Origin of the sequence: Bradyrhizobium sp. HKCCYLS3070, assembly GCF_051167575.1 — a bacterium.
Classification (GTDB): Bacteria; Pseudomonadota; Alphaproteobacteria; order Rhizobiales; family Xanthobacteraceae; genus Bradyrhizobium.
The window spans coordinates 777,709-791,757 of the sequence record NZ_JBNPTI010000001.1 but is presented as its reverse complement, the minus strand read 5'-3'; the positions used below and the strand labels follow the sequence as shown (position 1 = coordinate 791,757).

Below are 14,049 nucleotides of genomic sequence, written 5' to 3'. Positions count from 1 at the left end.
GTGCCGATGGTCACGAACTCGCAGCTGCTCATGACCGGTTTGCCGCGCGTTGCACTGCATCAGCGGTCTGAGTGATGCCAAGCAAACGCCCTTGCAGCTCGTGATCGGCCGCGAGCGCGGCAGCATCGCCGACATGGGCCACGCGCCCATTCACCAGCACATAGGCGCGGTCCGCCATCGCCAGCACGCTCTCGGCATGATGCTCCACGATGACGAGGCTCGCGCGCGACCTCAATTTGGACACGGCGTCGCGGACCTCCTGCACCACGGCGGGCGCCAGGCCCTCGAACGGCTCGTCGAGCAGAATCAACCGGCTCGGCACCATCAACGCGCGCGCGATCGCCACCATCTGCCGCTCGCCGCCGGAGAGATTTTCGGCACGCGCCTTGTGCAGGATGCGCAGCTTCGGGAACAGATCGAACACGTCGTCGAGCGACGCGCCGCCGGCGCGGCTCGCGAGCTTGAGATTCTCCTGCACGGTCAGATTCGGAAACAGCCGGCGTCCTTCCGGTACCAGCGAGATGCCAAGACGGTTGATCTCGTCCGGCCGTAACCGGTTGAGCTGCCTGCCGTCGAACGTGATGCGACCGCCGCTCGCCGGCACCGTGCCTGTGATGGCCCGCAGCGCGGTGGTCTTGCCGACGCCGTTGCGCCCTAGCAGCGCCACCACTTCGCCAGGCCGCACGGCCAGGTCGAGCCCGTCGAGCACGGTGCCACCGCCGTAGCCGGCGCGCACGCCCTCGAGCCTGAGCAGCGGCTCGGCGGCGGCGCTGCCGGGAAGCGGCGTCACATTGGTCGCCCGCGACGGAGCCGCCGCGATCTGGCCATGGGCGGTGCCGAGATAGGCCGTGACGACTTCGGGATGGGCAGCCACTTCCACCGGCTTGCCGTCGGCGATCAGCCGGCCCTGATGCAACACCGTGATGCGGTCGGACATGGCCAGCACACGGTCGATGTCATGCTCGATCAACAGCACGGCGTGGGACTTCGCCAGCCGCATGATCAGCTCGCCTACGATCTTGCGGTCCGACTCCGCCAGACCAGCCAGCGGCTCGTCGAGCAGCAGGAGCTTGGCATCGATCGCGAGCGACACCGCGATCTCGAGCAGCCGCTTCTCACCATGCGCCAGCGCGGAGCAAAGCTCGGCGGCGCGATCGGCGAGGCCTACGGCATCGAGCAGCGACCACACCTTCGCGTTTGCAGCCGCATCGTCATAGGCATCGCGCCAAAGACCTGTCCATTGCCGGTTGGCAGCTTGGACCGCGATACGCACGTTCTCGAATGCGGTGAGGCTGGGAAACACGCTCAGGATCTGGAACGAGCGGGCGATGCCGAGCCGCGCGCGCTTGTACGGTGACAGCTGATCGATCGGCATGCCCTCGAACAGGATGGTGCCGGCGTTGGCCCGCAGCACACCGGTCAGCAGATTGAACAACGTGGTCTTGCCGGCGCCGTTGGGACCGATCAGGCTGTGCAGTCCGGTCCGGCTCATCTCGAACGACACGTCGTTCTGGGTCACGATCGAGCCGAAATGCTTGGAGAGGTTGCGGATTGCGAGAATCGGCACCTGTGAGGCCGTCGCCGCAGCCTGACGTGCACGATCCGGCGCATAGGGAATGATGTCGCGCGGCCGCGGTGGAATGACATTGCGCGTCAGGGTCCAGCGGCTGCGGCCGGCGATACGCTGGAAGATGCCGTGAATGCCCTCATCTGACAGCAGCGCGAAGGCGATGATGATGGGGGCGAAGACCAGCCACCAATTCTCCGTGATGGCGCTGAGCCGGTCCTCCAAGACGATGAAGACGATGGCGCCCCACAACGGCCCCAGGAAATGATGCACGCCGCCCAGCGCCGCCATCATCACCGGATCACCGGCATGCTCCCAGTTCAGATTGTTGGCGTAGACGCCCTGCAGCAGCAGCGCCATCAATCCGCCCGCGGCGCCGATGCCGCCGCCGGCAATGACGAGCGCAATCAGCTTGGTGCGGTAGGTGTCGAAACCCAGGCTTGCGACCCGCTGCTCATTGTCGCGCAACGCCTGCATCAGTCGGCCGAACGGCGCATGCGCCAGCCGCCACAGCATCCACAATGATCCGATCACCACGACGAGCGTGAAGCCGTGGAAGGCAAGCGCGGAGCGAAACAGCGGACGCGCGACGTTCTGCAGGCCGTTCTCGCCTCCGGTCACCGAGGTCCATTTGAACGCAATCTCGAACGCGATCTGGGAGCACGCCAGCGTCAGCAGCGAGAAGTAGAGTCCGCGCCGGCGAAGGATGATGGCGCCGACGATCAGCGCCAGCAGCAGCGAAAATGCCACCGCGATCGCCAGACCGGTGATTTCGTTGGCGGCCGGCATGAAGCCCAGGCCGATTGCCAGCGCATAGCTCGCGCAGCCGAAGAAGAAGGAGGCGCCGAACGGCACCAGGCCGAGATAGCCGATCAGGAAGTTCACCTCCGCGCCGTAGAGCGTGTAGATCGCGATCTGGGTCACGCGATGGATCGGCATGCCCACAGCGAGCGCGATGCCGGAGGCGAGCGCCAGTATCGCGGCCGCCACGAGCACCGGGTGACTTGCGAGCCGCTGCAGCACGGACTTGGCCGTCGTCATTCGAAACGCTCCCAGCGCTCGCCGAATAGCCCGCGCGGCCGCAGCAGCATGATCGCGAACATCAAGGCATACATCGATGCGGCAGCCGCCTCTGGCCAGAACTGAATGGTCAGCGAGGTGACGATCCCTACCGCGAGTCCGGCGACCACTGCGCCCCGAAAGGAGCCGAGGCCGCCGATGGCCACGATCACGAACGCTGGCATCACCGCATTGGCAGCCATGGACGGCGACACCGTCCACAACGGCGCGGCCAGCACGCCAGCGATCGCCGCCAGCATGCAGCCGAGCCCGAACACTGCGGTGAGCACCCGCGGCAGATTGATGCCGAGCAATTCCACCATCTCCGGGTCCCGGCTGCCGGCACGCAGGATCCGGCCATAGGGTGTGAACGCCAGGAAGCCCCATAGGCCGAGCAAGGTCGCGGTGGTCGCGCCCAGCACGGCCACGCGATATTTGGTGATCAGGAGAGGACCAACTTCGACGATCCCTGCGAAGGCCGGCGGCGGATTGAACGGCTTGCCGTCGGCGCCCCAGGCGTAGCGGATCACCGCTTCGATCAGCAGCGCCAGCGCGAAGGTCACGATCAGGCTGAGCAACGGCTCCTTGCCGTAGAGGCGGCGGATGATCGTCACCTCCACAGCCATGCCGATCAGCCCGACCACTGGCGGCGCCAGGATCACGGCGCTCCAGCCGAACAGCTGGAACAGCTGCCAGGCCACGTAGGCCCCCAGCGCGAAGAAGGCGCCATGCGCGAAGTTGATGACGCCGAGCAGGCCGAAGGTGATCGACAGACCTACGGCGATCAGCACGTAGATGAAGCCGAGCACGAGTCCATTGGCCGCCTGGGAGACGAGAGTGTCGAGCATCGTTCGAGCCTGTCAGTACGCTGCAGGAACAAGGGTCGCCGCCGCCTCAGAGCGAGGGCATGCTGCAGCCGATATCCTCCTTGGTACCGAACGCCTTCGCCGTCTCCTCGGCGGTCGCCGAAGTGTTCTTCAGCACGTCGAAATAGTCGAACTTGTCGGTGATCTGCTTCTTGATCTGGACGATGACGGCCGGGCGCACCAGCTGGTGATCCCAGTCGCGGAAGAAGAACGGAAACTCGCCTTCGGTGTTCTTCCACTGCTCGAGATGCGCCACGAGCTGAGCGGCCTCGGTCGACTTCGCCGCCTCGATCGATTCCAACAGCGCCCGCATGCCGATCCAGCCCGACCACGTCTTGTCCGATGGCGGCTGATTGTACTTCTTCTTGAAATCCTCGATCAGCTTCTGTTCGGCGGCGGTATTCTTCGGATTGTTGTAGTACCACGGCTTGATGTAGATGCCGGTCGAGGCCTGCGGCCCGACGTCCCAGAAGTCGGTGTCCGTGACGGCGACCGCCGCATAGGGGATCTTGTCCTTCATCCCCATCTCGTTCCACTGCTTCAGGAAGTTGGAGAAGTCGCCGCCCACCAGGCCGCCGACGATCACGTCCGGCTTGGCCTGGCGGATCTTGAGGATGTAGGAGCTGTAGTCCGCGGTGTTGATCGGCACCTCGTCGACCCCGACCTCGGTGGCGCCGACCTGCTTCAGCATCGCGCGCGAGGCGCGCAGGATGTCCTGGCCGAAGGCGTAGGACGCCGTGATGAAATAGACCTTCTTGCCGATGCTGGAGACGTAGGGCATCAGGCCGGCCATTTGAACCGGCACGGTCGCCTGGGTGCGGAACGTGTACTTGCTGCAGCTCTTGCCGGTGATCTCGCTGGCCGCGGCGCCGGTCAGGATCAGCGGCACCTTCTCGCGATTGGCAACGCTCATCATGGCGAGCGCCGAGGACGAGTAGTTGCCGCCGACCACGGCGACCACCTTGCTCTCGTCGACAAGCCGCTGCATGTTCTGCTGCGACACCTGGGGATTGGGCTCGTCGAGCCAGACCAGCTCGATCGGGCGGCCCAGCACCTTGCCGCCGGCCTGCTCGACCGCAAGCGCGCTGCCGCGTTGCAGGTACTCACCGATCGAGGCGCCCGGCCCCTGCTTGGCATAGATCATGCCGATGCGGACGGGCCCATCGGACTGGGCTCGCGCGGGACCGCCGACGCCGAGCACGGATGCGGCAGCCACGCCGGCCGACGCGCGCATGAAAGATCGCCGGTTCAGATCACGCTTCAACATGGTGCTCCTCCCTCTCAACGTTGTTATCTTTGTTTTGTATCGTCAGTCGCGTTTGTAAGGCTTGCCGAACACCGGCTCCTTGAATGGGATCGGCGGCAGCTCCCAGGTGCCCGTCGACGGCGGGCGCACCTCGGCGTCGACATGCAGATCGATCACGCAGGGGCGGCGGTTCTTGATCGCGGTCTCGACTGCGCCGCGCAGGTCGGCGCTGCGGGTCACCGTCACGCCGTCGGCGCCGCAGGCGCGCGCCCAGGCCGCGAAGTCGGGGTTGTAGCGATCTCCGCCGGGCCCCTGATTGCCGCGATAGAACGCGGTGCCGAGCTCGCGGCCCTCGAACAGGCCATACTGCAGATCGCGGATCGCGCTCCAGGCGAAGTTGTTCCAGACGATCCAGATGCACGGCAGGTCATATTCGACGGCCGTGGCGACGACGTAGGGTGCCATCATGAAGCCGCCGTCGCCGACGACGGCGACGCAGGGACGGTCGGGCGCGGCCAGCTGCGCGCCGAGCACGCCGCAGACGCCGAACCCCATCGACGAAAAGCCCCAGCTGTTCAGCATGCTCTGCGGCCGCTTCGGCTGCCAGAACTGCATGAACCAGTTGTGATGCACGCCGGAATCGAGCGACAGGATGACGTCGTCCGGCAGCACGTCCTGCAGGGCTCCGACGACATATTCCGGCCGGATCGGCGTAGTGTCGGCGCTGAAGTGCGGCCGCACGAACGCCTCCCACTCCGCCTTCCAGGTCGCGATCTCGTCGCGCCACGCCGCGAAATTTTCGCGGCGGATCGCGGGGCGATGCTCCAGTGCCGCGAGCAGTTGCCCGGCGAAGGTCTTGGCGTCGGCGATGATGCCGAGCGTCGGCGGATAGTTGCGGCCGAGCTCCGCCGGATCGATGTCGACCTGCAACAGCTTCGTCGACGGAAAATTCCACGAGTAGCCCTGGTGCCAGCTCGAGGACGAGCGATCGTCGAAACGCGTTCCGATGCAGAGCACGAGATCGGCGTGACGGCCGGCCTGGTTGGCCGGATAGGCGCCGTTGCGGCCGATGAAGCCGAGCGTCAGTGGATCATCCGCCGGCACGCAGCCCATGCCATTGGGCGAGGTGATGACTGGAATGCCGTAGCGGCTCTGCAGCGCGCTGATCTCGGGACCGGCCTCCGAGAGCGTCGTGCCCTGCCCGATGAAGAACACCGGCCGCCTGGCGGCTTCGATCAGATCGAGCGCCCTGGTGACGTCGGCCTCGCTCGCACTCGGCCGGTGACTGCCGTGAACATGCGACAGCGCCGGCAGCTCGACGTCGGCCTCCTCCTGGAAAACATTGTACGGGATATCGAGATTGACCGGGCCGGGACGTCCCGTGACCATGGTGTCGAAGGCTTGGCGCAGCGCCAGCGGCAGCATGTCGACGCGGCTCGGCTGGAACGAGCGTTTCACCACCGGGCGCAGCACCTGGGCGAAATCGGCCTGGTTGTGCGCGTACAATTCCTGGAACGGCGCGCGATTGGCCTGCGACGTCGGAACATTGGCGGTGATCGCAAGGAAGCTCGAGGAGTCCGACAACGCAGTTGCGAGCGACATCACCATGTTGGCCGAGCCCGGCCCGGTCGAGGTCAGGGTCGCGACCGGACTGTGTTTGACGCGGAAATAGGCGTCGGCCATGTGGCCGGCGCATTGCTCGTGGCGGGGCGAGACCAGCTTGACGCGGTCACGCACCTGGTAGAGCGCATCAAGAATGCCGACATTGCCGTGTCCGCAGATGCCGATTACGAAGGGCACCTTCTGCTTGACGAGATATTCGGCGATGACTTCGCCGCCCTTCATCTTGGTCATGGTCAGATCCTTGTCAGGTGACGGTTCGCGTCATGCGAGGATCGTCACGATACGCTCTTCGCTCATTTCGCGGATCGCGTAATGCGGCCCTTCGCGGCCGAACCCGGAATCCTTGGAGCCGCCATACGGCATAAGGTCCACGCGGGAGCTCGGAGTCTCGTTGATGTGAACGCCACCGACTTGCAATTGCCGCGCGGCCTGCAGAGCCTCGTCCAGGCGTTTTGTGAAGATGCCCGTGGCAAGTCCATAAGGTGTGTCGTTGACGCGCGCGATCGCCTCGTCCAGCACATCGAAGGGCGCGACGCACATCACAGGCCCGAACACTTCCTGGCAGCCGAGCGGGGTCGCCTTGTCGACATTCGTGAGCAGCGTGGGAGGAACCACGGCGCCCACCCGCGCGCCGCCGACCAGACGCCGCGCGCCGCTCTGCTCGGCCAGCGCGATCCAGGACTCGATGCGCTGGGCGGCGGCCTCGCTGACGACCGGCCCAACAACGGTGTCGTCCTCGCCGGGGTCTCCGTAGGGCAGCCCGGCAACGAGCTCTGAAAGTCTCTGCTCCACCTGCCCGATCAGCGAACGCTGCACCAGCAGCACCTGGATCGATGTGCAGACCTGGCCGGCCTTGCGGAAGCCCGCGTTGACGACCTTCGGCAACGCAATATCGAGATCGGCGTCCTCGCAGATCACGCAGTGCGAGATCGAGCCGAGCTCCATCTGCGTGCGGCGCAGTCCCGCCTTGCCCTGGATGATGCGGCCGACGTCCGTGCTGCCGGTGAACGCGAAGAATTTCACTGCCGCCTCGGCCATCAACCAGTCGGCGACCTCACCATCGCCATGCAGCACCGACATCAGCCCCGATGGCAGACCTGCCGCGATCAGGCACTCCGCCATGATGCAGGACGTCATCGGCGTATGCAGCGACGGTTTCAGCACCACGGCGTTACCAGCCGCCAGTGCAGGCGCAACCTTGTGCGCCACCGTATTGAGCGGAGCATTGAACGGCGTAATCGCGGCCACGACGCCGAGCGGCACGCGGATGGTGAAGCCGATGCGGCCCTTCTGGCCTGCGGCCCCTTCCATCGGCACCATCTCGCCGGCCAGCCGCCGCGCCTCTTCGGCGGAGAGCCGAAACGTCGTCGCACAACGCTGGACTTCGCCCATTGCATCGCGGCGTGGAAAGCCCGCCTCCTGGCGCAGCACCTCCACCAGCTCCGACGCACGCGTCTCAAGCTCGACCGCAGCGCGATCGAGGATGAGGCCGCGATCATAGGGCGTCAGTACATTGGCTTCGAACGCCCGCTCCGCGGCGACAATGCAGCTGCGGACCTGCTCGCGCGACGGCAGATGCGCGGACATGGCGGGCCGCAGGCGATATTTGTCGAGCACGGCGACGGTGTGCGGACCATTCACCCATTCCCCGGCGATCAAGAGGCGGCACGATGGCAGACCGGCCGACGCCTGTCCCTGAACCGCAGCGTCCGCCATCGTCTGGTTCCTCCCAAAGGGTCTTCACACCTGTTACCCTCGTCCTTAGAGAGAAATTGACATTAGCAAAAATACTGTTTTGGATTAGTTGCCATAAGCTGAGCATATAGCCCGGCGGCAAGGTCTCGTTCTTCCCAGGCAGTGCGGTTCCCGCTCATGGATTTGCGTCAGTTGCGCTATTTCGCCCAGATCGTCGAGAGCGGCAGCCTGTCGAAGGCGTCGCGCTGCCTGTTCGTTGCGCAGCCCGCACTGAGCCAGCAGATCGCAAAGCTCGAGGAGGAAGTGGGCAGGCCCTTGCTGCAGCGCTCCTCGCGCGGCGTGATCCCGACCGAGAACGGCCTTGCGCTCTACCATCACGCCCGGTTCATGCTGCGGCAGCTCGACCATGCGCTGTCGATCGCCCGCCAGGATTCGGCAGAGGTCAGCGGCATGGTATCGGTCGGCTTGCCCGCGACGACCGTGCTCGCGATCGGGCTGCCGCTCACCAAGTGCATCCGCGCCAAATATCCCGGCATCCTGCTCAACGTCGTCGAGGGAATGAGCGGCCACATCGCCCACATGATGCGGCTTGGCCAGCTCGACCTGGCCATCCTGTTCAACAACGACGTGTCATCCAAGCTCGACGCGATTCCGCTGCTCGACGAGGAATTGTTCGTGCTTCTCCCTGCCGACAGCCCGCTGGTGCCGCGCCACCGTTGCAGCATCACAGTTGCAGAAGTTGCAGAGCTGCCCCTGATCCTGCCGACGGGAACTCATGGCCTGCGCCGGCGTGTAGCTGCGGAGTTCGAGCGGCGCAACATCACGCCGAATGTGGTCGCCGAGATCGACTCGCTCTCGCTGGTGATGAGCTGCGTCGGTGAGGGCATCGGGGTCACCATCAAGCCGATGTCGGCGCTGCAGGCAGGAGGACGAAGCAGCGAGGACTGGCGCGCCCTGCCGATCTCGGACGCCCGGATCACGCGACGCAACTATGTCTATTCAATCAAGCCGGACCTGCTGGCGCCTGCAGCCCTCGCCGTCGCCAAGGAACTCCAGGATACTGCGCGAACGCTCGTCACATCCGGACAATGGCGCGGCGTCAGCTTGGTCGACGACTCCATGTCTTCCGCCATCCCGCCGGCGGCCTAGCGCACGCGCCGACCGTCTGACCGGCGGTCGCGACTGCATCACGCCCCGCCTCCGGCCCGGTCTCGTCTACTTCAGCGCCGCTTGCCCGGCCAGGGATACGACGTTGTCCTGGGCGCCCGACCCACCACTCACACCGACGGCACCGATGATCTTGCCATCCACGACCAGCAGATTGCCGCCTCGCGATGCGATCATGTCATCGAGCGTGGCGAGATAGGCGAAATACGCACCTTTGCCCAGCAACGTCTCGAACACCAGCGTGGGGCGTCGATAACGTGCCGACGTGCGCGCCTTGTGCTGAGACAGGCCGATCGACGCATATTGGCAATTGTCCTGCTTTTCGAAATAGACCAGATCGCCGCTCGGATTGACCACGGAGATGCAGAATGCGTTCCAATTGCGCTTCGTCGTCTCGGCAACGGCCGCAGCAGCCACCTTCTTGGCCATCTCCAGGCTGATCGGCTCGCCATAAGGAGGCGGAGTCAGTGCATCCGCGACCGCGTCGTTGGGATTGTCGGTGTTCGATGTCTGGGCGAGGCTGTTCGATAAGTGCAGAGCTGCGACGCATGCGATGACGCTCAAAATGGTCCGATAGTGCATGTCTTCCTCCCGACCCTGTTGCCTTCTCCGTGCTCTCGTCGGCCAGCCTGGGCGCCTTGTTTCGCTCGACGAGGCGTGTCGTTCTCAGCCTCCTCATTCCGACGGCCGTGCTTGGAGGTTGCCGAGATCTCCCGGCTGCCCTGCTTGCATCTCCAACGGAGTCATACGCTGCAGGTCAGCGCCGCTCGTCTCGGGCAAAGCCATCGCGGCGATGAAAGCAAGTCCATAGGCGGCGAGCGCGCAAAGGCCCATCGACAAGCCAAGAGGATGCGACGCAGCAAGCACGCCCACGGTCGCAGGCACGACCGAGCCAAACCCACGCCCGCCACCGAGGCAGAAACCCTGCCCGCTCGCACGAATCTCGGTCGGAAACAATTCGGCAAAGGTCGGCAACATTCCTGATGCCAACCCACCCTGGAACGCGCCCAGAAAGAAGCTGAGCAGGATCGTCGCGTTGGCGCCGATCGGAGCAAGCAGGTAGATGCTCGCGTTCACGGCCTGGCATAGCAGGAAGATCATGAACGCGGGACGCCGGCCCGTGCGATCCGAAAGCCAGCCATAGAGCAACGGTCCGACCAACGAACCCAGGATGTTCATGGCAAGATAACCTGCACTGCTCCCCACGGTCAGGTTGAGGACGGTGCGCAGATAGGTCGGCAGCCACGTGATCATCACATAGGCACCGCCGAAAATGCCGGTGGCCATCGTGACCGCCGCCACGGTACGCCGCACATGGGCCCTGGTGAAGATCGTCCAGGCGGGCAGTCCGGCTGTCTCGTCCGCGCGGCTTTGACGATAAAGCCCGGACTCCGGCACAAGGCGGCGGATGAAGAACACGAGAAAGGCCGGCGCGATGCCGACCGCAAAGAACACGCGCCAGCCGAGCTCTTCAGAAAACAGCGATGAAATGACGGGGAGCAGCGCGACGGAAATCGCATAACCCACCGCGTAGCTGCTCTGCACCGACGCGGCCACCCGGCCGCGAAGCGCGGGCCTGACGACCTCGCTGATCAGGACGCCACCCACGGCCGCCTCACCGCCGTAGCCGAGGCCCTGGAGAAAACGCACGATCAGCAAGTAGTTGAAGCCGGTCGCGAAAGCCGATGCGAGCGTGAACAGGGCAACCCAGAGGATCGTCAGTTGCAGGACCTTGATGCGGCCGGTGCGATCGGCAAGGATCCCCCCGCCCCAGCCACCGATGGCTGCACCGACGAGGGCTGCGGTCGCGAGATAGCCGGCTTCAGGGCGCGTCAGTCCGATTGTTGCAATCAGCGCCGGGATGACCAGCGCGTAGATCGTCGAATCCAGCGAGTCGAGACCAAAGCCCGCGAAGCAAGCCCAATACGTCCGGCGTTCGACCTCGTCGAGTTCGGAATACCAGCCCAGTTTCATGATCGTTCACTTTCAGGCCAGGACTCGAACCAGATGCGCTTCTTCGTTGGCCGGGAGAACAAGCGCGAGTGCAGTACAATCGGGTGGCCGCATGGACCATGCAGGCGCACTTTCCGAGCGTGCCTGCCGGTCGTGTCCATCATGATTGCCGACAGCTTCATCGCCCGCCGATTGGAGATAGACGGAATTCCAGCACAGCCAAAATACGATTTGGCGTTGGCGCTCATAAGCCAAAGATATGGCTTGGCCGGAGTTCACCACGGCATCACGGGGCGACCTTGGCGGTGACAAATCCACTTTGATCGAGCACTCGGCGCACCGTGCCATTCGCCTTGGCATCTGCAAGAAATCGGGCCGCCCACTCCCGCGCCGTCACTTTGCCCTTCGGGACGACCACGACGACGCCCGTTGATTGGATGACCTCGTTCAAGACCCGGCTGCCCGACAGGCGCCGCGACAGCTCCTCCAAGGCTTCCATGCCCATGGCGAGGGCGTCGAGCCGACCCTGGCCGATCAGCTCAGCGGCCTCTTCAGGCTTGATGAATTTCGTCACGCTGGCACTTTTCATGCTCGCCTCGACCGTTCTGGACGTCGAGGTGCCTTCGATGCAGCCGACCCGGATTCCCGGACGGTCGATATCGGCGACGGCCGTGATGTCCGAGTTCGCGCGAATGAGATACCCGCTCATGTAGGCGACATAGGCAGGTCCTTGATCGACGAACTGCTCCCGCTTGCGATCCGCCGGCATGAAGGACAGATCCCACGCCCCTTTGCTGCCGGCGGCCGCGATTTCGTCCGAGCTCTGATAATCGACGAGCTCAAGCGGCACATTGAGCTTGCCTGCGGCCGCCTTGGTCAGTTCGACTGTCACGCCGACAGGCTTGCCTGTCGCCGGATCGCGTGTCGTCCAGAACGCGGAGGCGGCCGGCCCGACCGCAACAGCGACGCGCAGCACGCCGGTCGGAGCGATCTCGCGCGCATCCTGCGCAGCTGCTCCCGCCATCATGGCCGAGAGGCCCAAGCAAAGACTTGCGATGGCAAAGCAAAGCGATGCGAGCAGACCGGTCGATTTCATGCGTGGTCTGGCGCGATCCGACATCGGTACCGCCGTGCTGACAATGTGCCGGTCCTTCATAGCGTCGGATTCCACGATGATGGGATCAGCCGATAGCCGGCGCCGTCTTTCTCGACGTGTCCGACCGACGGGAACGCGAAGTCGAATCCGATCACGGTCGCCTTCTCCGCCGCTGCATCCGCCTCTGCTTCATGTCTCGTCTCTCCCGCTTCGTCTTCTTTTTTCGTCAATCCGCAGAATGCACCGGAGAAGACCGAGCCGACGCGCTGCCCGCCGCGCCGCCACGGGAATGGATCAGACGATGATGTTCCGTCGCCTCTCATCGCCATGACAGCCGATCACGCCGCGAATAGTGCGCGCAACCGGCCGATGTCGTCGATTTCTTCGAGCCGCCCAACCATGTCGATCAGCTTCTCCGTCTTCTCACGCCCCAGAACGGGCGTCATCAGATCCCTGGTCTTGGCGTTGACGGCCTCCGTGCTCAGCGGATTTTCCCTGGTGCCCGGCGGGTGTTTGGTGAAATGATCGACCTTGCGGCCATCGACCAGAGTCACCTCGACGATCGCACCGCGTGGCGCGGCCGGATCCATCAGATTCTTGTCGCCTACAAGCGTCACCTTCCCACGCTGCTCCAGGATCGTCGGGTCGCGCATCAGCGCGACATCATGACTGTCTCCGAACGAGACCGCCCCCTTGACCAACGCAAGCGCGACGAGATGCTGACAGTTCACGTCGGGCATGGCGCTGTCGCCGACGATTCCCATCGCGTCGGTCGGAAGCTTGACCAGGATGCTGCGGACGTTGTCCGGAGTGAGCCCGTGCTGTCGGCGCAGCGTGAGCAGCGCATCCAGCGGCGACTGGATCGGATAGCCGACCGAAAAGGTCTTGATGGCCGTCTCCGTGACGTAGAAGCGGCTGCCGAGATCCCTGACCATCTCCTCCGGCTTCGGATCGCTCGACAGCGCGATGAACAGGTTGTGGGTGCCATCGAGCACGTCATCGACGCCGGTGAGCCCGGCCATCACCATGTCGACCGCCATGACACCGTTGCGCGCGCCCATTCCGGCGAAATCGAATGCCTTCTCGATGTGGTCCGTGTCCTTGACCCAGCTCCACAGCCCCGAGACCTGCTGCGCCGAATAGGAGATGGCGTGACGCATGCCCCGCTCGTCCAGCCGCGCCAACGAGGCCGCCGCGCCGAGCGCACCGAATGTCGACGACGTGCCCTCGGCACTGCGATGCGAGCCGCGCACGAGGTCCGGTCCGAGCGCCATCAGAAGGCGGCAGGTCAGGTCATAGCCGAGCACAACGGCGCGGATCACGTCGCGCCCGCTGCGATGCTCCCGTTCAGCCATAGCGAGCGCGGCAGGGATGACCGCGCACCCCGGATGCGCCTTGGTGACCGGTTCGAAATCGTCGGTCTCGTCGGCGTGAGCGCACATGGCGTTGGCCATCGCCGCATTGACGGCCGTCGTCCGGACGTCGGAGCCGACGACGGACGCCTGCGGCGCGCCGCCGAGGCTGCGCACGTATCTCAGCGCCATCTCGCCCGGATGCATCCGAGCGCCGGACACCATGGCGCCGAGCGTGTCGAGCATGCGGTGCTTGCATGCGAGCACCACCTGCTCCGGCAGTTCCTGGTCACGCGCCGCAACCATGTAGCGCGCCAGGCGCTCGGTCACGCCCGGGCCGGCGGCCTGGGAGAAACGGATCGGCATCGCCGAGATTGCAGCAAACGCCCCCGCCGATTGCAGCAGACGGCGGCGCGACGGCATGG

Annotated in this window: 11 protein-coding genes; 1 reads left to right on the top strand and 10 read right to left on the bottom strand. The window is 64.9% G+C overall.

Going from position 1 to position 14,049, the window contains the following annotated elements; all coding sequences use genetic code 11:
* Positions 1–28: 28 nt before the first annotated feature.
* Genes ACQR03_RS03550 through ACQR03_RS03530 form a run of 5 tightly spaced genes read right to left on the bottom strand, consistent with a single transcriptional unit; the run spans position 29 to position 8,077 of the window.
* Positions 29–2,608 carry a branched-chain amino acid ABC transporter ATP-binding protein/permease gene (locus ACQR03_RS03550; RefSeq protein WP_316170358.1) on the bottom strand — a complete coding sequence of 860 codons (2,580 nt, stop codon included), beginning with the start codon at positions 2,606–2,608 and terminating at the stop codon, positions 29–31.
* Positions 2,605–3,474: a branched-chain amino acid ABC transporter permease gene (locus ACQR03_RS03545; protein ID WP_315739227.1), complete on the bottom strand. Its 870-nt coding sequence runs from the start codon at positions 3,472–3,474 to the stop codon at positions 2,605–2,607. Before ACQR03_RS03545 ends, ACQR03_RS03550 begins: the two co-directional genes overlap by 4 nt.
* A 46-nt stretch (positions 3,475–3,520) precedes the next feature.
* Complete coding sequence (locus ACQR03_RS03540; protein ID WP_316170357.1) at positions 3,521–4,759, bottom strand: ABC transporter substrate-binding protein; 1,239 nt, start codon at positions 4,757–4,759, stop codon at positions 3,521–3,523.
* 42 nt (positions 4,760–4,801) lie between these two features.
* A complete protein-coding gene (locus ACQR03_RS03535; RefSeq protein WP_316202125.1) occupies positions 4,802–6,592 on the bottom strand; it encodes a thiamine pyrophosphate-binding protein in 1,791 nt (596 codons plus the stop codon).
* 30 nt (positions 6,593–6,622) lie between these two features.
* Positions 6,623–8,077, bottom strand: coding sequence for an aldehyde dehydrogenase family protein (locus ACQR03_RS03530; protein WP_316202126.1), 1,455 nt, complete (start codon positions 8,075–8,077; stop codon positions 6,623–6,625).
* A 156-nt stretch (positions 8,078–8,233) separates the two neighbouring features.
* Here ACQR03_RS03530 and ACQR03_RS03525 point away from each other — a divergent pair, with 156 nt between their 5' ends.
* On the top strand, positions 8,234–9,205 hold the full coding sequence (locus ACQR03_RS03525; protein ID WP_315718515.1) for a LysR substrate-binding domain-containing protein: 972 nt from the start codon (positions 8,234–8,236) through the stop codon (positions 9,203–9,205).
* Between the two features lie 66 nt (positions 9,206–9,271).
* On the opposite strand, the gene ACQR03_RS03520 is transcribed toward ACQR03_RS03525, so the two are convergent.
* The 5 genes from ACQR03_RS03520 to ACQR03_RS03500 all read right to left on the bottom strand — a co-directional run bounded on the left by ACQR03_RS03520 (position 9,272) and on the right by ACQR03_RS03500 (position 14,047).
* Positions 9,272–9,805: a GlcG/HbpS family heme-binding protein gene (locus tag ACQR03_RS03520; protein WP_315718516.1), complete on the bottom strand. Its 534-nt coding sequence runs from the start codon at positions 9,803–9,805 to the stop codon at positions 9,272–9,274.
* Positions 9,806–9,898: 93 nt separating this feature from the next.
* A complete protein-coding gene (locus ACQR03_RS03515) occupies positions 9,899–11,197 on the bottom strand; it encodes an MFS transporter (RefSeq protein WP_434840961.1) in 1,299 nt (432 codons plus the stop codon).
* 265 nt (positions 11,198–11,462) lie between these two features.
* The gene (locus ACQR03_RS03510) at positions 11,463–12,332 is read right to left on the bottom strand and encodes a transporter substrate-binding domain-containing protein (protein ID WP_434840960.1); all 870 of its coding nucleotides are present in this window, start codon (positions 12,330–12,332) and stop codon (positions 11,463–11,465) included.
* Entirely contained in the window at positions 12,329–12,601 is a 273-nt protein-coding gene (locus ACQR03_RS03505) for a hypothetical protein (RefSeq protein ID WP_434840959.1), read from the bottom strand. Before ACQR03_RS03505 ends, ACQR03_RS03510 begins: the two co-directional genes overlap by 4 nt.
* Positions 12,602–12,610: 9 nt before the next feature.
* A complete protein-coding gene (locus ACQR03_RS03500; RefSeq protein ID WP_434840958.1) occupies positions 12,611–14,047 on the bottom strand; it encodes an MmgE/PrpD family protein in 1,437 nt (478 codons plus the stop codon).
* Between the last annotated feature and the right edge of the window lie 2 nt (positions 14,048–14,049).